This window comes from Gemmatirosa kalamazoonensis, assembly GCF_000522985.1.
Taxonomy (GTDB): domain Bacteria; phylum Gemmatimonadota; class Gemmatimonadetes; order Gemmatimonadales; family Gemmatimonadaceae; genus Gemmatirosa; species Gemmatirosa kalamazoonensis.
The window spans coordinates 820287-838478 of the sequence record NZ_CP007130.1 but is presented as its reverse complement, the minus strand read 5'-3'; the positions used below and the strand labels follow the sequence as shown (position 1 = coordinate 838478).

14 protein-coding genes are annotated in these 18192 nt (G+C 73.1%); 7 read left to right on the top strand and 7 right to left on the bottom strand.

Annotation, left to right across the window (positions count from 1 at the left end):
• The first annotated feature begins 110 nt into the window (after positions 1 to 110).
• Entirely contained in the window at positions 111 to 944 is an 834-nt protein-coding gene (locus tag J421_RS31170; protein ID WP_025415051.1) for a nuclear transport factor 2 family protein, read from the top strand.
• A gap of 30 nt (positions 945 to 974) precedes the next feature.
• On the opposite strand, the gene J421_RS31165 is transcribed toward J421_RS31170, so the two are convergent.
• Positions 975 to 1646: a PEP-CTERM sorting domain-containing protein gene (locus J421_RS31165; protein WP_025415050.1), complete on the bottom strand. Its 672-nt coding sequence runs from the start codon at positions 1644 to 1646 to the stop codon at positions 975 to 977.
• A 302-nt stretch (positions 1647 to 1948) separates the two neighbouring features.
• Here J421_RS31165 and J421_RS31155 point away from each other — a divergent pair, with 302 nt between their 5' ends.
• Genes J421_RS31155 through J421_RS31145 form a run of 3 tightly spaced genes read left to right on the top strand, consistent with a single transcriptional unit; the run spans position 1949 to position 7367 of the window.
• The gene (locus J421_RS31155) at positions 1949 to 4642 is read left to right on the top strand and encodes a DUF5916 domain-containing protein (protein WP_025415049.1); all 2694 of its coding nucleotides are present in this window, start codon (positions 1949 to 1951) and stop codon (positions 4640 to 4642) included.
• The gene (locus J421_RS31150) at positions 4639 to 6468 is read left to right on the top strand and encodes a sensor histidine kinase (protein WP_025415048.1); all 1830 of its coding nucleotides are present in this window, start codon (positions 4639 to 4641) and stop codon (positions 6466 to 6468) included. Before J421_RS31155 ends, J421_RS31150 begins: the two co-directional genes overlap by 4 nt.
• Before the next feature lie 2 nt (positions 6469 to 6470).
• A complete protein-coding gene (locus J421_RS31145; RefSeq protein WP_158509009.1) occupies positions 6471 to 7367 on the top strand; it encodes a LytR/AlgR family response regulator transcription factor in 897 nt (298 codons plus the stop codon).
• A 152-nt stretch (positions 7368 to 7519) separates the two neighbouring features.
• Here the strand turns inward: J421_RS31145 and J421_RS32460 are convergent, their stop codons facing one another.
• A complete protein-coding gene (locus J421_RS32460; protein ID WP_148306658.1) occupies positions 7520 to 8023 on the bottom strand; it encodes a hypothetical protein in 504 nt (167 codons plus the stop codon).
• A 444-nt stretch (positions 8024 to 8467) separates the two neighbouring features.
• On the opposite strand from J421_RS32460, the gene J421_RS32455 reads away from it, so the two are divergent.
• Positions 8468 to 8929, top strand: coding sequence for a hypothetical protein (locus J421_RS32455; RefSeq protein WP_148306657.1), 462 nt, complete (start codon positions 8468 to 8470; stop codon positions 8927 to 8929).
• A gap of 168 nt (positions 8930 to 9097) precedes the next feature.
• Here J421_RS32455 and J421_RS31135 read toward each other — a convergent pair whose 3' ends face one another.
• From J421_RS31135 to J421_RS31115, 5 genes are all read right to left on the bottom strand, one after another.
• A complete protein-coding gene (locus tag J421_RS31135) occupies positions 9098 to 9868 on the bottom strand; it encodes a LytR/AlgR family response regulator transcription factor (protein ID WP_158509008.1) in 771 nt (256 codons plus the stop codon).
• A 23-nt stretch (positions 9869 to 9891) separates the two neighbouring features.
• Entirely contained in the window at positions 9892 to 11013 is a 1122-nt protein-coding gene (locus J421_RS31130) for a sensor histidine kinase (RefSeq protein WP_025415044.1), read from the bottom strand.
• Between the two features lie 395 nt (positions 11014 to 11408).
• Positions 11409 to 15134: a carboxypeptidase-like regulatory domain-containing protein gene (locus J421_RS31125; protein WP_025415043.1), complete on the bottom strand. Its 3726-nt coding sequence runs from the start codon at positions 15132 to 15134 to the stop codon at positions 11409 to 11411.
• A gap of 195 nt (positions 15135 to 15329) precedes the next feature.
• Positions 15330 to 15731 carry a hypothetical protein gene (locus J421_RS31120; RefSeq protein ID WP_158509007.1) on the bottom strand — a complete coding sequence of 134 codons (402 nt, stop codon included), beginning with the start codon at positions 15729 to 15731 and terminating at the stop codon, positions 15330 to 15332.
• A gap of 54 nt (positions 15732 to 15785) precedes the next feature.
• Positions 15786 to 16808 (bottom strand): hypothetical protein, encoded by a 1023-nt coding sequence (locus J421_RS31115; RefSeq protein WP_148306656.1) that lies wholly within the window; start codon positions 16806 to 16808, stop codon positions 15786 to 15788.
• Positions 16809 to 17071: 263 nt separating this feature from the next.
• Here J421_RS31115 and J421_RS31110 point away from each other — a divergent pair, with 263 nt between their 5' ends.
• A complete protein-coding gene (locus J421_RS31110; RefSeq protein WP_025415040.1) occupies positions 17072 to 17368 on the top strand; it encodes a DUF1330 domain-containing protein in 297 nt (98 codons plus the stop codon).
• A complete protein-coding gene (locus J421_RS31105) occupies positions 17365 to 18138 on the top strand; it encodes a LytR/AlgR family response regulator transcription factor (protein ID WP_025415039.1) in 774 nt (257 codons plus the stop codon). Before J421_RS31110 ends, J421_RS31105 begins: the two co-directional genes overlap by 4 nt.
• The last annotated feature ends 54 nt before the right edge of the window (positions 18139 to 18192 follow it).

The window sequence follows — 18192 nt, the reverse complement described above, 5'->3', positions numbered from 1 at the left end:
CTGCGTCCTCTGCGGTCGAAGGTTTTCGATGCGCCGAATGTGACGAACAGGCCGGGCATGGTCGTATCAACAAGGTCGACCGATTCGGCCTGACCGGTTTATTTCCGTTGATGCATCTCGCACGTCGTAGCCTGCTGGCCCTCCTGCTTTCCGCCTTCGCCCTCCCGGCGCGCGCCGGCGCCCAGATCCTGCCCGGCGCGAAGGCCGCCGACGCGATGGGCGACTTCTCCGCCCGCGTCCGCGCAGCGATCGACACCACGCTCCGGAAGTGGGAGCAGGGGGTGGCGGCGCGCGACGCGGCGGGCGTGGCGCGGCTCTATCTGCCGACGGCCGGCCTCTACCCGAGCTTCGGGGCGCCGATCCAGGGGCGGCAGGCGCTCACCGACGCGTACGCCCACGTCCTCCCGCGCATCTCCCAGCCGCACTTCGTCGCCGAGCGGGTGACGGTGAGCGGCGAGCTGGCGGCGGTCGCGGCGGAGCTCACCTATCAGGTCGCGTTCGCGAGCGGCGGGAGCTACGAGCGCCGTGAGCGGGTGCAGCTCGCCATGCGCCACATCTGGAACGAGGGGTGGCTCATCGAGCTGCAGAGCGGCGGCGACCTCGCGCCGAGCGTCGCCTGGGTGCGGGCGCCGCATCCCACGCGGCGGCCGGGGGAGACCGACACCGTGACGGTCCGCGTCACCGACGCCCTCGGCGGCGGCATCCCCGACGTGCTCGTGGCGTTCGGCGGCGACGACGCGGGGGCATTCGCGCCGGCCGGGGTGCGCACCGACGCGCGCGGGGAAGCGACCGCCTATCTCACCGCCGCCGCCGAGCCGAGCGTGGGCGAGGTGCGGGTCACCACGGCGATCGAGCCGCACGAGGCCCTGCTCGCGCTCGTGCGGACCGTGGTGCCGGGCGAGACGACGTCGCCCGACGGCCGCCCGGGCGTGCCGCGGCCGTAGGCGCCTTGCCGTCCGCCACGGCGCGTCAGCTCACGCGCGACGCCGCCGGCGCTCGGCCAGGAGCGCGAGGCCCGCGAACCCGCTCATCACGAGGGGCCACGTGGCCGGCTCGGGCACGCTCGTCACCAGGGTGCCGAAGATGACGTCGTCCACCGTGATGATGTCGCCGGTGCCGCTCGCCCGCGCGTTGATCGTGACGGAGGAGATCGCCGCGCCGGCGCTCGTGAAGCCGACGAAGGAGCCGCCGGCCTCGTGGGAGAACGGGATCGGCACGACCTGGTTTCCGTGCACGTCGGTGAACTCGATGCTGTTCAGCATCTGCACGCCGCCGAAGTACGCCCCGAAGTAGTCGATGGGCGTCGCGAACGTGAACGTGGCGGACTGGCCGTACTGGAACAGGAAGCTCTGTCCCCCCGCCGTCGTGTTGAAGCCGCAGAGCCTCGCCGCGCAGACCGCATCGTTGGTGATCGTGCCGCCGACGATGCCGACGCCGGTCGGGAGCGCCGACTCGAACGTCATCCCGACCGCGCCGCCCGTCGCGCTCAGGAAGCTGAGCTGGGCCGCCGAGGAGTTCGGCCCCAAGACGCCGGCATGGGAGTCGTGGGCGGAGTACGTGACTACCTGCGCGCCGGCCGTTGCGGCGCCGACCGAGCAGGTGACGGCGAGTAGCGCCGTGCCGATCCTGCGGGGAGCCTGGAGCATGACGACCTCGGTGAGCAGGGATCCTGCGAGTCCTTCCCTGGGTGAATAACCCCGCCGGGCGCCATTAGCGAATCAACCAGGGATCCCACGCAGCCCCGGAAGGCGGCGAACGGCTCGTCACGGCGGGGAGCCCGCTGGCCCGCCAGGGGCCTCGGCTCGCCACAAGTCGCTTGGTTCCGTCCCGCCGGGGGTGCACCGTGGAGGGTGCGGGCGAAACGCGCCCGGGGGGCCGGCTGTCTAGACGTCACGGCGACAGCGCCGGTCCACCGGACCCGTCCCGCCTTTCACCCCCGCCCACCGGCATGCACCGTCCCCTCCTCGTCCCCGCGATCGTCGCGGGGCTCGCCGCCACCCCCTTCTCCGGCGCTCCGGCGCAGGCGCCGCGCGCCGCCCGGACCGCCGGCGGCGAGGTCGCCGCCCCCTCCTCGCTGCGCGCCGTCCACCGCGCGGGGAGCGTGACGCTCGACGGGAGGCTCGACGAGGCAGCGTGGGCAGCGGCGCCGGCGTACTCCGACTTCACCCAGAGCTGGCCGCAGCCGGGAAAGCCCGCCGCGGACTCGATGTCGGTGCGGGTCCTGTTCGACGAGTCGGCGATCTACGTCGGGGCGCGGATGTACGATGCGCACCCGGACTCCATCGCCGCGCAGCTCGCGCGGCGTGACGCGTCGCAGATCTACTCCGACTGGGTGCACGTCATCATCGACAGCTACCACGACCGGCGCACCGCGTTCCGCTTCACGGTCAATCCGAAGGGCGTGCAGAAGGACGTCTACACGTCGAACGACGGGAACGAGGACGTGAACTGGGACGCCGTGTGGGAGTGCGCGACGCGCGTCGACTCGCTCGGCTGGGTCGCGGAGTACCGCATCCCGCTGTCGCAGCTCCGGTATGGGAGCGCGGAGCCGGGCGCGCCGCGCGAGTGGGGCTTCCAGGTCATGCGCGACGTCGCGCGCCGCAACGAGCGCGACTCGTTCTCCCCGTGGACGCCGCAGATGGGCGGCTTCGTGTCGCTGTTCGGCACGCTCACGGGGCTCGACGCGCTGCCGACGGCGCGGCACCTGGAGCTCGTGCCGTACGTGAGCAGCAAGGCGACGCGGGCGCCGGGCTCGCGGCAGAACCCGTTCTTCCACGCGACCGACGTGGCGCCCAACGTCGGCGGCGACGTGCGCTACGGGCTGCCGGGCGGCCTCACGCTCACGGCGACGATCAACCCCGACTTCGGGCAGGTCGAGGTCGATCCCGCGGTCGTGAACCTCACCGCGTTCGAGACGTTCTTCCCCGAGAAGCGGCCGTTCTTCCTCGAGGGATCCGACGTCTTCCAGTTCGGCAACATCCGGTCGCAGAACAGCTACGCCGGCGCGACGTTCCTGTACTCGCGCCGCATCGGGCGGCCGCCGTCGCTCTCCGGCAACGGGCCCGGCGTCGCGTTCGCCGATGCGCCCGACCAGACGCGCATCCTCGGCGCGGCGAAGGTGAGCGGCAAGCACGGGCCGTGGACGGTGGGACTGCTCGATGCGGTCACAGCGCGCGAGGTGGCCGACATCGCGAGCCCGTCGGGGGCGTTGGGCACCTCCCCGGTGGAGCCGCGCGCGGACTACTTCGCCGGACGCGTGCGGCGCGACTTCCGCGGCGGGCAGACCGTCGTCGGCGCGATGCTCACCGGCGTCGACCGCGATCTCTCGGACGACGTGTTCGCGCCGCTGCTCGCGCGCCGCGGCGGCTTCGGCGGCGTGGACTTCGAGCACTCGTGGCAGCGCCGCAAGTACTACCTCAGCGGCTACTTCGCGCAGAGCCTCGTGCAGGGGAGCGCGAGCGTCATCACGGGCCTCCAGCGCAACAGCATCCATTACTATCAGCGGCCCGACGCCGACTACGTGGACGTGAACCCGAGCCGCACGTCGCTCGGCGGGCACATCTCGGCGCTCGCGCTCCAGAAGACCGGCGAGTGGTTCGGCTCCCTCACCATGCAGGACGGGAGCCCGGGGTTCGACATCAACGACGTCGGCTTCCACTCGCGCGTCGACTACCGCGCCGTGTCGGCGCTGTACGGCTACTCGACGAACCGCGCCACGAAGCACTTTCGCTCCCGCTCGATCTTCGCGTACCAGAACAGCGCGTGGAACTGGGGCGGCGCGTCGATCTACCAGTCGGTGAACGGGAGCGCGAGCGGCACGCTGAGCAACTTCTGGAACGTGAACGCGCGCGCCGGCGTGCAGCCCGACCGGTACAACGACAAGCTGCTGCGCGGCGGGCCGCTCGCGCTGCAGCCGCGGGGCTGGAACGTGAGCGCGAGCGTCACGAACGACACGCGCAAGGCGGTGTGGTTCAACCCGTTCCTGAGCTACAACGGCGACGCGTCGGGCGCGCACAACGCGTCGTACGGCCTGTACGTCGACTCGCGGCCGACCACCACGCTGCACCTCACGTTCGGCCCGACGCTCGGCGCGACGTACGGCACGTCGCAATACGTGCGCGGCGTGAGCGACGCGACGGCGACGAGCACCTACGGCACGCGCTACGTGTTCGCCGATCTGCACCAGCAGACGCTGTCGCTCGACACGCGCGTGGAGTGGACGCTCACCCGCACGCTGAGCCTCCAGACGTACGTGCAGCCGTTCGTGTCGGCGGGGCGCTACGACGCGTTCAAGGAGTTCGCGACGCCGCGGACGTACGACTTCGCGGTGTACGGCCGCGACCGTGGGACGATCGACCGCGCGCCTAACGGGACGTACACGGTGGACCCCGACGGCGCGGCCGGCCCGGCGAAGTCGTTCGTCTTCCCCGATCCGACGTTCAACGTGCGCTCGTTGCGCGGCAACGCGGTGGCCCGGTGGGAGTACCGTCCAGGCTCCGCGCTGTTCGTCGTGTGGCAGCAGCAGCGCAGCGGCTTCGACGCGGTCGGCGACTTCGACGCGGGGCGCGACGTCGGCGCGATCTTCCGCACGCGGCCGACGAACGTGTTCCTGGTGAAGGCCACCTACTGGTTCAGCCCTTGAGCCGACACCCGATCCTGCAGACCTGGACGTCGCGGCGCCTGCGCTGGGCCGCGGTCGGATGGGTGGTGCTCGCGCTCGTCGAGTACGGCGTGGTGGTGAGCTCCACGTCGTCCGCGCCGCCGCCGCGCCGGCTGCTCCCGTTCTACGGCTCGATCGCGCTGCTGTGGACCGCGCTGACGCCGCTCGTCGCGTGGTGGGAGCGCCCGCGCGGCAACCACATGTCGGTGGTCGCGCGGATCCTCGTCGTGCTCGCCGGCGTCACCGCGGCGGGCGTGCTCGACTCCATGGCGCGCCGGCTGGTGCTCGTCGCGGAGGGGATGCCGCCGTGGACGCCGTTCTGGGCGACGTGGCTCTACTTCATCGACGTCACGGCGGCGCAGTACTGCGCGATCGTGCTCGCGACGCGCGTGCTCGGCGCGCACGACGCGGTCGTCGCGCGCACGCGGGCGGAGCTGGTGCTGCGCGCGCAGCTCGCGCGCACGCGGCTGTCGTACCTCGAGGCGCAGCTGCAGCCGCACTTCCTGTTCAACGCGCTCGGCGCCGTCTCGGAGCTCGCCTACGAGGCGCCCGCGGCGGCGGCGCGCATGCTCCGTCAGCTCGCCTCGCTGCTGCGCACGGCGACCGAGCGGCGCGGCGAGGAGGTCACGCTCGACGAGGAGCTCGCGACGCTCGAGCCGTACCTCGACATCCAGCGCATTCGGTTCGCCGACTGGCTCCGCATCGAGCAGCTCGTGAGCCCCGAGGCGCGCGGCGTGCTCGTGCCGCGGCTCGTGCTGCAGCCGCTCGTGGAGAACGCGATCAAGCACGGCCTCGTGGGCCGGTCGTCGCGCGGGCGCATCGAGATCCTCGCGCGCGTGGAGGACCGCGTGCTGCACGTCGCGGTGCGCGACAACGGCGTGGGCCTCGGCGCGGCGGGGCACACCCCGGGGCACGGCATCGGGCTGCGCAACGTGCGCGAGCGGCTCGCCGCGCTGTACGGCGGCGCGTGGCGCCTCACGCTCGACGCGCTGCCGAGCGGCGGGACGTCGGTGGCGCTGTCGATCCCGGCGCGGCGCCCGACGCGCGACGACGACGCGGGCACGGCGTCGTTCGGCGCGCCGGACGCGGGACGCGTCGTCGAGGCGATGCGCCGCCATCCCGCGGCGGCGACGGTCCTCGGCTGGTTCCTGTGGGGCTCGGCGTGGGTGGGGCAGAGCCGCGCGTACCTCGTGCTGCGCGGGCGGCTCGCGGAGGCGGCGATGCCGCGCGTGCTCGTGACGCACTTCGCCGGCGCGGCGCTGTGGGCGGTCGCGACGCCGATCGTGGTGTGGCTCGCGCGACGCTTCCCGGTGGAGGGACGCACCGCGCCGTGGCGCGCCATCGCGCACCTCGCGCTCGCGACGATCGTCGCGCTCGCCCACGCGCTCACGTGGCGCGCGCTGCTCGGCGCGCTGCTGCGTCCCGCCGACCAGCCGCAGTGGCCCGAGGCGTACGTCACCGCGATCTTCGTGAGCGTGCTGGCGTACTTCATCCTGTTAGGCGTCGGCCACTACGGGAGCGCGATGCAGTGGCTGCGCGAGCGGGAGAACACCGCGGCGTCGCTCCGCGCGGAGCTCGCCGAGTCGCGGCTCCACGCGGCGACGTCGCGCGCCCAGCCCGAGGCGCTCGTGCGCGAGCTGGAGCGCCTGGCCGAGGAGGTCGTGCACGACACGGCCGGCACCGAGCGCGCGATCGCGTCGCTCGCCGACAACCTGCGCGAGGCGCTCGACGCGAACGTGTCGCGCCAGGCCCTCGCCGCGGCCGCCGCCGTCACCGGCGAACACGCCATCGCCCAACCCGTCCGATGATCATGCCGAACACTCCGATCACCGTCCTCATCGCGGAGGACGAGCCCGTGCCGCGCCGCCGGCTCGCGCGGCTGTTAGGCGAGGAGCCCGACCTGCGCGTCGTCGCGCAGTGCGCCGGGGGACGCGAGGCGGTCGAGCGGATCAAGGAGGAGTCGCCCGACCTCGTGTTCCTCGACGTGCAGATGCCCGACCTGAACGGCTTCCAGGTGATCGAGGCCGTGGGCCCGGAGCGCATGCCGACGGTGGTGTTCGTGACCGCGTACGACGCGTACGCCGTGCGCGCGTTCGAGGTGCACGCGGTCGACTACCTGCTGAAGCCGTACGACCAGGCGCGCTTCCGCACGGCGCTCGACCGCGCGCGCCAGCGACTGCGCACGCTCGCCGGCGCCGGCACCGCGCCGGTCGAGGACGACGAGCGGCTGCGCGCGCTGATCCGCAGCGTCGCGGCGGAGCTCGTGCAGGGCGCGGCGTCGAGCGGCGCCGCGCTGAACGCACCGAACCCGGACCTGCATCCGGAAGCGCGCGTCGAGCCGCGCGCGGAGCCGCGCCCCGAGCGGTCGGCGGCGTCGGACCACATCGCGGTGCGCGTGGACGGCGCGCTCCGCATCGTGCGGCTCGACGAGATCGACTGGTTCGAGAGCGAGGGGAACTACGTGCGCGTGCACGTGGGGCGGCAGAGCTATCTCGTGCGGCAGACGTCGCAGCACCTCGAGACGCAGCTCGACGGCCGCCAGTTCGCGCGCATCCACCGCCGCTACCTCGTGAACCTGGCGCGCGTGCACGAGGTGCAGCCGTGGTTCGGCGGCGACGCGGTGGTGGTGCTGAAGGACGGCACGAAGCTGCGGCTGTCGCGCACGTTCCGGGAGCAGTTCCACGCGCGGTTCCTCGGAGAGTCGTGAGCCGGTAACGACATCGGACGACCGCTTTGAATTGAACCGCAGAGGACGCAGAGGGCCGCGGAGGAAACCAACAGCAATGGGTTCTCCTCTGCGGCCCTCTGCGTCCTCTGCGGTTCATTCACACAGCAAAGCCAGTCGCGTGAGATCCGCGCTCACCGCCTCGCGCGCATCAGCCGCACCGCGTCGCCGTCGCGCATGCCGAGGTACACGACGCCGCGCGGGCCGAAGCCGGCGATCGCGGTGCCGCGCGGGAGGAGCACGCGATCGGCCAGCCTGCCCGCGCCGTCGATCACGGCGTAGACCGGGCCGGGGTACGGGTGCGTCGGGATCTCGCGAACCCACAGGTTGCCGTCGGCGTCCGCGCGCACGGCGCCGGCCGCGAACGCGGGCTTGTAGTCGGGCAGCTCGGCCGGCTCCACGAACGCGAGCACGGGCAGCGACGGGCCCTCGTCACGCCCCATGGCGCCCGGCGGCGGTGCGGCGGGACGTTGACGCGGGGCGGGCGACGACGGACCCATGCCGTCGGGAATCGGGATCTGCACCTCGAACAGCGCGGCGAACGGGCTGGCATCGATGACGCGGCGCGCGCTGTCGGCCATCGCCGGCGACGCGTCGGGCGCGGCGAGCGCCTTGAACGCGGCGCGCGACCGCTCCATCGCCGCGCGCGCGTGGAGTCGAGGTACGCCACCTTCCCTGCGTCGTCGAGCCGCTGCCAGTCGAACGGCACCTTCGGCGTCGACGTCCGCGCACCGTCGGCGGCGTACCAGTCGACGTGGTAGTCGGCGCCGCGCACGACGGCGACGCGCCCGTCGCTCGTCACCGCCCAGTCGTCGGTCGCCGGCAGCGGATGCACGAGCGGCGTGATCGACCGCAGGTGCCCCTCGTCGTCGGCGTCGACGCGCACGCGGAGCCGCGGGATGCGTACGCGCGCGACGGTGTCGACGCGCCGTGTCGCGAGATCGACGCGCACGATCGGCGCGGAGTCGGGGAACTCGGGGATCTCGACCTTCGAGCCCTTCGCCGCGGGCACCATGCGGGGCGGTGGGGTCGTACGGTAGACGAGCCGCCCGCGCCCGTCGAACGCCGGCACGCCGCCGCCGATGCTCACGAGCGCCCCCGCCTCGCCGGCGCGCGGCACGGAGAGCACGCGGCCGAGCGTTCCCTGCGGCGTGATGAGCTGCATGGTGAGCGACGACGGGTCGACGAACAGCGTCGAGTCGCCGCGGAACGGGAGGAGGTTGCCGCGATGTCCGGCGTACGCGTTCCCCGTCGCGCTCGACGTGTCGGCGACGACGGTGGAGCGCGCGAGGTCGGGGTCGAGCAGCAGCACGCGCCGCCGCGCGACGTCGTTCAGGAGCACGCGGCCGTCGGCGAGCTCGCGCACGCTCATGAGCGACCCGAACGACTCGGCCGCCGTGCGCTCGACCGGGCCTAACGGTCGCGGGGCCTGCGGCTTCTGCGCCGCGGCGGGAATCGCAAGCAGCGCGGCGGCGGCATGGGCGGAGATGCGCTTCATCGTGTCGGTGGCTCGGGTGGCGGTCGTACTCACGAGCGCACGGTGAAGCGGGCCATCGTCACACACTACGAGCGCGGGACATCCGGCGTCGGGGGCGTGACGGATGGGCCCATGCGGTGGATCTCACGCGGAGGCGCGGAGAACGCGGAGAACTGCAACACACTCGTGTTGGTCTTCTCCGCGTGCTCCGCGACACCGCCTGAGACGCGGTTGTTCATCCTGCGCCGAGCAACGCATCCAACCGATCCCTGAAGTACCGGCTCGACGTCAGCCGCGTGCCGTCGTGCAGCACGAGCACCCAGCTCCCCTTCCCCATCGGCTCGCACCAGCGCACGGCGTCGGCGCGCACGAGCGCGGAGCGGCGGATGCGCACGAAGCCGGTGCCTAACAGAGCCTCCATCTCCTCCATCGTCGCGCGGTGCCGCAGCGCGCCGCCCCGCACGTGGAGGTTCACGTAGTTGCCGAGCGCCTCGACCCACGCCACCTCGTGCGGCGCGACGAACACGACGCGTCCGCCCGCGTGCACGGCGAGCCGGCGCGGCTCCGACACCTCGTTAGGCACCTCGGCACGTGCGCGGCGGACGAGCGGCACGACGGCGGCGAGCGCCGCACGGAGCGCCGCGAGGTCGTCGTGCGCGGCGGCGCGCGCGGCACGGTCGAACGCGTCGCGGAAGCGCTCCGGATCCACCGGCTTCAGCAGATAGTCCACCGCGTGCACTTCGAACGCCCGCAGCGCGTGCGCGTCGTACGCGGTGACGAAGACCACCGGCGGCATCGCCGCGGCGCCGACCGCCTCGATCACGCCGAAGCCGTCGATGCGCGGCATCTGCACGTCGAGGAACACGACGTCGGGTCGCTGCTCGTGGATCATGCGCACCGCGTCGGCGCCGCCGGGTGCCTCGCGCACGGTCGACACGTTGGGCCGCTCCGCCACCAGCTCGCGCACGCCGCGCCGCGCGAGCGGCTCGTCGTCCACGATCAGCACGTCGAGTCCGCGCGCCCCCTCCGTCACGCAGCCGAGGCCCGTGGGCCGGCGACGGGCACCGCGATGCGCACCGACCATCCGCCGCCCGCTGCCGCGCCGACGGCGAACGTGTGCGCCGCGCCGTAGAGCGCCTGCAGCCGGCCGCGCGTGTTGGCGAGCCCCACACCACGCGCACCGTCGGGTGCCGTCGCCGCCGCCTCGCCCGGCCCGTCGTCGGTCACCGCGAGCTCCAGCCGCTCGCCGGCCACGCGCGCGCTCACCGCCACGCTGCCGCCCTCCTCGCGGTCGCCCACGGCGTGGCGGATCGCGTTCTCGAGCAGCGGCTGCAAGATGAGCGTCGGCACGGGCACGTCGAGCGCGCCCGGCTCGGCGTCGATCGACACGCGCACGCGCTCGCCGAAGCGCACGCGCTGGATCTCGACGTAGGCGCGCAGCAGATCTATCTCGCGGCCGAGCGGCACGGTGGGTCGCTCGTCTTCGGCGAGCACGGCGCGCAGCAGCTCGCTCAGCCGCCGCACCATCGTGCGCGCGCGCGGCGCGTCGGTGGTCGCGAGCACGGCGATGGAGTTCAGCGTGTTGAACAGGAAGTGCGGCTGGAGCTGCGCGCGCAGCGCGTCCACGCGGGCCCGCGCCAGCTCGGCGGCGAGCCGCTCGCGCGCGAGCTCGAGGTCCACCGCGCGGCGCAGACTGCGCTCGGCCGAGCGTCCGGCGACCGCCGCCGTCAGCGCCGCGGCGACCACGAGGTACTGCAGGGTGCCCAACAGCGCGAGCACCTGGACGCGCAGGTCCGACGCCGCGCGCGCGAGGTGCACCCCGTCGCCGTGCCATGCGTCGGTCGCGGCGACGAACGCGATCGCGTGCAGCGCGGGGAACGCGAGCAGCATGAGCGCGTGCCCGGCGAGCGCGATCCACGCGCGCGACGCGAGCGCGCTGCGCGCGAAGGCGGTCACGACGACCGCGAACGGCGCCCACGTCGCGAGGTATACGAGCGCCGCCGCGACGTCTCCCGCACCGACGCTCGGCGCGCCGTGGCCGAGCCGCACGAACGGCGCGGCGCTCGACAGCGCGAGCACCGCGGCGACGAGCACGTACACCACTCGCCCCGCGGTGCCCGACGCGAGCGGCGGCGGAGGGGCATCGCGCATGGCCTAGGTTAGACCCGCGTCGCGCGGACCGGAACCCGGGCGGGACGTCCGGGGCCGCTAGCGGGACGAGTGGGCCGGACGACTGACGGCGGGACGGCGTGATGCGGGACGATTCACTGCGGGACGATTCACTGCGGGACGATTCACCGCGGGACGATCTACGGCGGGACGCCTTACTGCGGGACGATCAACCGCGGGACTGGGCGCGGGATCGTAGTTACCAGGGGGGGCTCCCCCCCCTTCGCCCATAGTTCCACGACCGCCGCCGCGCTGCGGTACCAATCCGACGCCGACCGCCTCCCTCCGAACGCGCCGCGATCCCGCCGTGGATCGTCCCGCCGTAGACGTCCCGCCGTAGACGTCCCGCCGTAGACGTCCCGCCCTAAATCGCCCGTTCACTTGTCCGTTCGCGACGCCGCCCGCTCCGTCGGCACGAACTTCACCGGATTTCCGAACTGCCACTGGCTGTGCTCGCGCTCCTTCTTCGGCGTCTGCAGGATGTTCGCGAGGAGCGGGAAGAGCGAGATCTGCGTCGGCGTCAGCGGCTCGGCGGCGATCTCGGGCTGCTGCCAGAACACCTTCCAGTATTCCTTGCGCACCTTCTGCACCGAGTCGAGCGTCGCCTTGCCCGCGCCCGCGTCGCCGACGCGCGCCAGGTAGTCGCCTAACGGGATGAACAGCGCCCGCACCTGCGCCGAGAACGCCGAGTCGGCCTTGCGCAGCGCGGCGATCTGCGTCGCGGTGAGGAACAGCGAGTCGCTCTCCGAGAGCACCGCGGCGTGGATGTTCGACGTGTTCTGCAGGTAGAACGCGACGAGCGAGTCCGCGGTGCGGCGCTGCCACGCGCCGGACACCTTCACCGGCTCCAGCGCGCGACGCAGCTCCTGCAGGTCGTAGTCCGTCGTCAGCCGCAGCGAGAAGTCGATCGTCACGCGGAACGGGTCGCGCACGAGCGTGCGCGCGCCGCGGGTGTCGCCGAAGCGCGGGTTCACGTCGTAGCGGAAGCGCTGCGCCTGCGCATCGAAGCCGCGCGGCACGAGCAGCACGGGATCCGGCTGCGCCGACGAGCCCCACCCGCGCAGCCCGGACGATCCGTGCAGCGCCTGGTCGATCCCGCCGAGCACGTTCTGCATGTAGACCGACGCCGTGAGCCGGTTCATCTTCTTCGGCAAGCGCGGCCGCCACTGCAGGTTCAGCGACTGCGTCCACGGCCCGCGGCAGCCGTTGCGGTCGGCGACGCGCCCCGCGTACGCGAGCACGCAGTCGCGCGCCGTCGCCGAGCCGTTCGCGAGGAGCGCGGCCAGCTGCGCCGGCGTCGGGTCGGCGGGGTTCGGGTCGGCGAGCGCCGTGTTCAACGGCTGCGGCACGAATGCGCGATCGCCGCCGCGCCCGTCGCCGTTCACGTCGCCCTGCACGATCGGCGTGAACGGAAGCCCCGACTGCGCGCGCGCGAACAGCGTGAACGTCCCCACCTTCGGCGGCGTCACGCCGGCCTGCAGCAGGAAGACGTGCCGCGCGTCGTTCGGCCCTGCCGCCCACTCGCGCACGCGCGGATCGCCGAACCCGGCGCCATCGAAGCCGCGGTACTCGCGCCGCGTCGCCTGCACCGTGTAGGCGAGCGACGCGAACAGCCCACCCGGCATGCGCCGCATCTTGAACACGTCCGGCTGCACCATGAACGTGAGCTGGCCGCCGTAGCCGCGCAGATCGCTCGTCCGCACGCCGACGCGCCCGAACTCGCTCGACCGGCGCGCCTCCGCGGCCGAGACCGCGCCGCTGGCCGGATCGATCGCCGCCGTCGACACGTACACCGGGCGGCCGCCCTCGGCGCCTAACGTGAAGCGCGTGTTGCCGGCGAAGTTCGCGTCCACGCTGCCGGGCTGCGACAGATCGTACGACGCGAGCGCGCTCGCGCGCAGCATGATCCGGTGCCAGTCGCTGTTCCAGTCGAGCGAGGCGCGCCAGCTGCGCGGCACGTCGTACGACGGATCGATCAGCGTCACCGACGGCGCGCGCTCGGCAAGCACGCCGCCGCCGCCGACGCAGCCGGTCGGGATCGACGTCGGATCGGCGGCGAAGCGCGTCCAGTCGGGCAGCGGCACGGCGGCGCCGACGCACGACAGCACCTCGGTGCTTCCGGCGAGCCCCGCGCCCGCCGACGCGTCTGCGAGGATGCCGGGACGCAGCAGGTCGCGAAACTCGCCGATGCCCCCGCGCAGGACGCCCATCGTCGTGCGGTAGAAACGTCCGATCTGCGACTGGTTGGTGCCGTTCCCGTTGTCCTTGTCGCGGTTGTAGGTGTACTGGAAGCCGATGCGCGGGCTCACGTGAACGCGCGTCGGCGCCGCGCCGGTGCGCACCCCGAGCGCGCGCTCGAGCGCGGCGTTGCGCGGCGGCGCGTCGAAGAAGCCGTCGGTCTCGACCCGCGCGCCGTACAGCAGGTTGAACCACCGCGACGGGACCCACTGGTGTGCGATCGCGCCGGCCGCGTTCCATGCGGTCCCCGAGCGCGCCGGCTGCACGAGCGTGCGGCTGTAGCTCGCCGGCCGCCCCGCCGCGAGATCGGCGATCGACGCGAAGCTGTAGCTGCCTAACAGATTGCCCGCCGGATCCTGCCGCAGCCCATCGGCGCGCCCCCACAGCGACGCCTTGAAGCGGTGGCGCGAGCCGCGCGCGTTCCACGCCGTCTCGTTGCCCACCTCCGCGCTCCACCGCCGCTCGTCGCCGGCGATGAACGGGTTGCCGCCGACGCTGAGCGACGTCACGTCGCTGCGCTCGTCGAGCGTCGGCGAGCGCACCATCACCGATGCCGCGGGGAGCGCCTCGTACGGATCGCCCTTCGTCCACACGCCGCTCGCCGACGCGCGCGTCTGCGTCAGGATGCGGCGCCCCGGGCCGACGAGATCGCGGATCTCGAGCTGCACCCCCGCGTTGCGATCGCGCCGCTCCCCCGCCGCCGACGGCGCGCTGAGCGGCCCGAAGCCGACCGCGCCCTCGCGCGTGAAGCCGGCGTAGCTCGTGAGCGAGCGGCGGTTCAGCGAGTCGCGCGTGTCGTCGAGCCGGCCGAGCCACGTCACCACGTCGCGCGTGCGGTCGCCGGGGATGCCGCGCCCGGAGAGCGGGAGGCCTAACGGCTGCGCCACCGCGATGAGCCGCGCCACCGAGTCGGGCGACACGCCGGCGCGCAGCAGCGTGGCCTCGTCGGCGCCGAGCAGCGTCGCCGGATCGGACTGCGAGCGCGACACGTCGACCGCGACGTTGTACGTCAGCGCCTGTCGGATCAGCTCTCCATCCGCGCCGACGCTCCCGCGCAGCGTGCCGCTCGACGCGCCGAGCGAGCGGCCGACGTCGTCGGTGAACTGCAGCTGGGGCGCGTCGAGCGTGAAGTACGCGTTGCGCTGCTGGTAGAAGCGGCTCCCCGGCCCGAGCCGGACGTCGATGCTGGCGCCCGAGAAGCCGCCGCGCGTCGGGTCGAACGTCGCGCCCGTGAAGCGCGTCTCGGTGCGCGCGGCGCGCGGGATGGCGCTCGCCGCGAGCCCCATCCCGTTCAGCGTCGTGAGGTTCGACTCGCTCGACGCGCCGAGGATCGACGGTCCGTTCGGCGTCATCGTGATCCCGGGGATCGTGCTGGCGAGCGCGCCGAGGTCCCCGGCCATCGTCGGCGACACGCGGCCCTCGACGCCGTCGCTCCACCGCTCCGACGCGCCGGTCTCGGGCTGCGTAGGGCTCACGTTCGCGGTCGCGCGCGCGGGGCGCTGCGCCTGCACCTTCACCGTCGCGAGCAGCGCGAGGTCGCGGCCGAGCCGGAAGTCGGCGACCAGCTCGCGCTCCGTGCCCTGCCGCTGCACGCGCCGCCGCGCCGGGCGGAAGCCGGCCGCGGCGACCGCCACGAGATAGTCGCCGGTGCCGGGGTCGAAGCGCACGCTGAACCGGCCGCCGGAGTCGGTCGCGGTCTGCTGGACGAGCCGGTCCGGGCCGCGCGTGACGTGGATGGTCGCGCCGACGACGACCTTGCCCGAATCGTCGAGCACTCGGCCGCGGACGGTCTCGGGCGTCGACTGTGCGGCGAGCGGACCGGCCGCGAGGAACAGGAACGCGAGGAGTCGGCGGAGAGCGGCCATGGCGTGTGAGGCGGGCGTCGGCGCAGCGCCGGGTGGTCCGGCGCCGCCACCGGTGGGACACCGCCATCGGGCTCCCGGTTGCTCGTGCCTGTGAATTGAACCGCAGAGGACGCAGAGGGCCGCAGAGGAAACCAACAGCAATGGGTTCTCCTCTGCGGCCCTCTGCGTCCTCTGCGGTTCAATTCAAAGGGCCACTCAGCGCGCTGCGGTGGCCGAGTCGAGCCGCGCGAGCAGCACCGCGAACGCGGGCGGGCCATCGCCGGCGTACTCCGCGCGCCGCGTGCCGCAGCTCAGGCGCACGACGATGAAGTGGCGCGCCGCGTCGGGGTTGCTCGGCGGACGGGTGATCGGTGCCGGGTGCAGCGCCCAGAAGCCGCCGGAGCGGGCCTCGTGCGCGAGCGCGGCCACGGCGGCCCGCGTTAGGCGCGTCGTGCCGGTCGACACGCGGCCGTCGGCGTACACGTCCGTGCGCGCGGGGCGGAGGTTCCCTCCGTCGTTGCCGAACGAGAACGTCGCGCCGCGCGCCGCCGGCAGCGGACGACACGACGGCTGCTGCGTGCTGCGTGCTGCGCGGATGCGCGACGACGTAATCGCCACGCCGAGTGCCGTCAGGACCAGGCCGTTACGCAGCACGCAGCACGCAGCGATGGGTCAGTAGCTCATCGCGCAGCCGCCGTTGGAGGCGATCCAGTTGCGCTGCACGAGCCACTGCCGGCCGCCGAGCGTCAGGTTGTACGCGGCGCCGTTCCCGGCCGTCTGCGTCGTACCCCACGTCCACGCGCACTTGTCGGCGTTCTCCCACCCACGATTGTCGAACCAGGCGTTGCCGAGCATGTCGGTGGTCGTCTCCTCCGTCTCGTGCGCGACGACGCTCACCTCGGGGTCGACGCCGGGGTCGGTGGCGTAGTTCGGGCCCTGGTTCTGAGCGATGCAGCTCGAGCTCGCCGCGTTGTACGGCATCGCCGAGTAGAGCACCGTCTTCGCAGAGCCGTTGATCGTCACGGTGCCGTGCGTGTGGTAGGCGCAGTACTGCGTGCCGAAGCCACCGCCGAGGTTCACCGTGCCGGCGGAGAAGATGATGTAGAGCGTGCTCGGGTCGTACGCGATGGATCCCGCGTTGAAGCCGCTCTGCAGCATCGAGATCATCTGCGCATCGGACACGCTCGCGCCGTTCGCCGGCACGCTGTTGTTGTTCGCCCAGAAGCCCGTGTAGTTCACCACGTTCTTGATCTTCGCGCCCGAGGCGTCGGTGTACGACGTGTTGATGTTGAAGTACGGCGAGCCGCCGATGCTGCGGAGGAAGAGGCCCATGAGCGAGCCGTCCTGCGCGCCGGTGCCCCTGGTGCCCGGCGTGGGGCCGCCGACGTAGATCGTCGAGTTGGCCCAGTAGACCGCCACGACGTTCGTTCCGGCCTGGAGCACCGGCCCGCCGCGGTAGAAGATGCGCCCGTTGATCGGGGTGCCGATGTACAACGCGTTCCCGGCGTTCGACCACGGCCCGTGCGGCGGATGGATGTGCCGGTCGGGCACGACGTCGGGGCTGGGCGCGCCCTGCGCGCTGGGGGCGGCGGGGGACAGTCGCCCGGAGGCGTCGGTGGGGGCGGTGCTCGGATCGGAGCACGCGGCGGCGGCGACGGCGCCGAGCAGCATCACACGCGGAACGAGACGGGCCACGGGGCGGTACCTCAATGGCGAGGGTGCACGAGTGGGCCGGCCCTCACCGGCCCACGAACGCGCGACCGACGCCCGGTAGTTCGGGACCGAAGCGTCGGGGGCGATCAGATCATTCCGGATGGGGGGGAATTCGTCAAGCACATTCTGTCGGCAGGCACCGTGGCGGTCACGCCTCATCCCCCGCCGCCACGGCTGGACCCGTCTGACCGTCGGTCGCCACGGCGGCCTTGTAACCCGGGCGGCACGACGGCGACCTTGAGGCCATGCCCGCCTACGTCGTCGTCCAGATCCGCGTCCGCGACCCCGAGACCTACGAGCGCTACCGACGGCTCGCCGAGCGCTCCATTCCGGTGTACGGCGGCCGGTACATCGTGCGCGGCGGCGCGACGACGACGCTCGAGGGCACGTGGGCGCCGTCGCGGTTCGTGATGCTGGAGTTCCCGACCGCCGCGCAGGCGCGCGCGTGGTGGGACTCGCCCGAGTACGCGGAGGCCAAGCGCCTGCGGCAGGCGAGCGCCGACACGGAGATGCTCGTCGTCGAGGGGATCGCGTCGCCATGAGAGCCGCCGAGGACTCGGCGCTGCGCGTCCTCATCGTCGACGACGAGCCGCTCGCGCGCGACAACGTGCGCCTCGCGCTCGCGCGGGAGCCGGACCTCACGGTCGTCGGCGAGTGCGGCGACGGCGACTCGGCGGTCGAAGCGATCGAGGCGCTGCGGCCGGACCTCGTGTTCCTCGACGTGCAGATGCCGGGGCTCGACGGCTTCGACGTCATCGACCGCGTCGGCGTCGCGCGCATGCCCGGCGTCGTGTTCGTCACGGCGTACGACGCGCACGCGCTGCGCGCGTTCGAGGTGCACGCGCTCGACTACCTCCTGAAGCCGTTCGACGACGCGCGCCTGCGCGACGCGGTCGGCCGCGCGCGGCGCGGCGACGGTGCGCTCGAGCAGCGGCTCGCCGCGCTCGTCGAGCAGATGGCGCGGCGCGCGTCGGGGAGCGAGCCGTACCTCACGCGCTTCGTCGTGCGCCGTGGCGACCGCGCGTCGCTCGTGCGCGCGGTCGACGTGGACTGGATCGAGGCCGACGGCAACTACGTCGTGCTCCACACGCGCGGCGCCGCGCACCGCCTGCGCGTGAGCCTCCGCACGCTCGCCGAGCAGCTCGACCCGCGCGTCTTCGCGCGCGTGCACAAGTCGACGATCGTCAACCTCGACCGCGTGCGCGAGCTGCAGCCGTGGTTCGGCGGCGACTACGTCGCCATCCTGCAGGACGGCAAGCAGCTGCGCGTGAGCCGGTCGTTCGCCGCGGCGGTGTTGAGGCCCCTGCAGTGAATTGAACCGCAGAGGGTCGGGACTCGGGACTCGGGACTCGGGACTCGGGACTCG

Bases quoted from the DNA above. Each gene is read 5' to 3' on its own strand.
- J421_RS31170 (WP_025415051.1), top strand. From the start codon at position 111: ATGCATCTCGCACGTCGTAGCCTGCTGGCCCTCCTGCTTTCCGCCTTC.
- J421_RS31165 (WP_025415050.1), bottom strand. From the start codon at position 1,646: ATGCTCCAGGCTCCCCGCAGGATCGGCACGGCGCTACTCGCCGTCACC.
- J421_RS31155 (WP_025415049.1), top strand. From the start codon at position 1,949: ATGCACCGTCCCCTCCTCGTCCCCGCGATCGTCGCGGGGCTCGCCGCC.
- J421_RS31145 (WP_158509009.1), top strand. From the start codon at position 6,471: ATGCCGAACACTCCGATCACCGTCCTCATCGCGGAGGACGAGCCCGTG.
- J421_RS32460 (WP_148306658.1), bottom strand. From the start codon at position 8,023: ATGGAGCGGTCGCGCGCCGCGTTCAAGGCGCTCGCCGCGCCCGACGCG.
- J421_RS32455 (WP_148306657.1), top strand. From the start codon at position 8,468: ATGCTCACGAGCGCCCCCGCCTCGCCGGCGCGCGGCACGGAGAGCACG.
- J421_RS31130 (WP_025415044.1), bottom strand. From the start codon at position 11,013: ATGCGCGATGCCCCTCCGCCGCCGCTCGCGTCGGGCACCGCGGGGCGA.
- J421_RS31125 (WP_025415043.1), bottom strand. From the start codon at position 15,134: ATGGCCGCTCTCCGCCGACTCCTCGCGTTCCTGTTCCTCGCGGCCGGT.
- J421_RS31110 (WP_025415040.1), top strand. From the start codon at position 17,072: ATGCCCGCCTACGTCGTCGTCCAGATCCGCGTCCGCGACCCCGAGACC.
- J421_RS31105 (WP_025415039.1), top strand. From the start codon at position 17,365: ATGAGAGCCGCCGAGGACTCGGCGCTGCGCGTCCTCATCGTCGACGAC.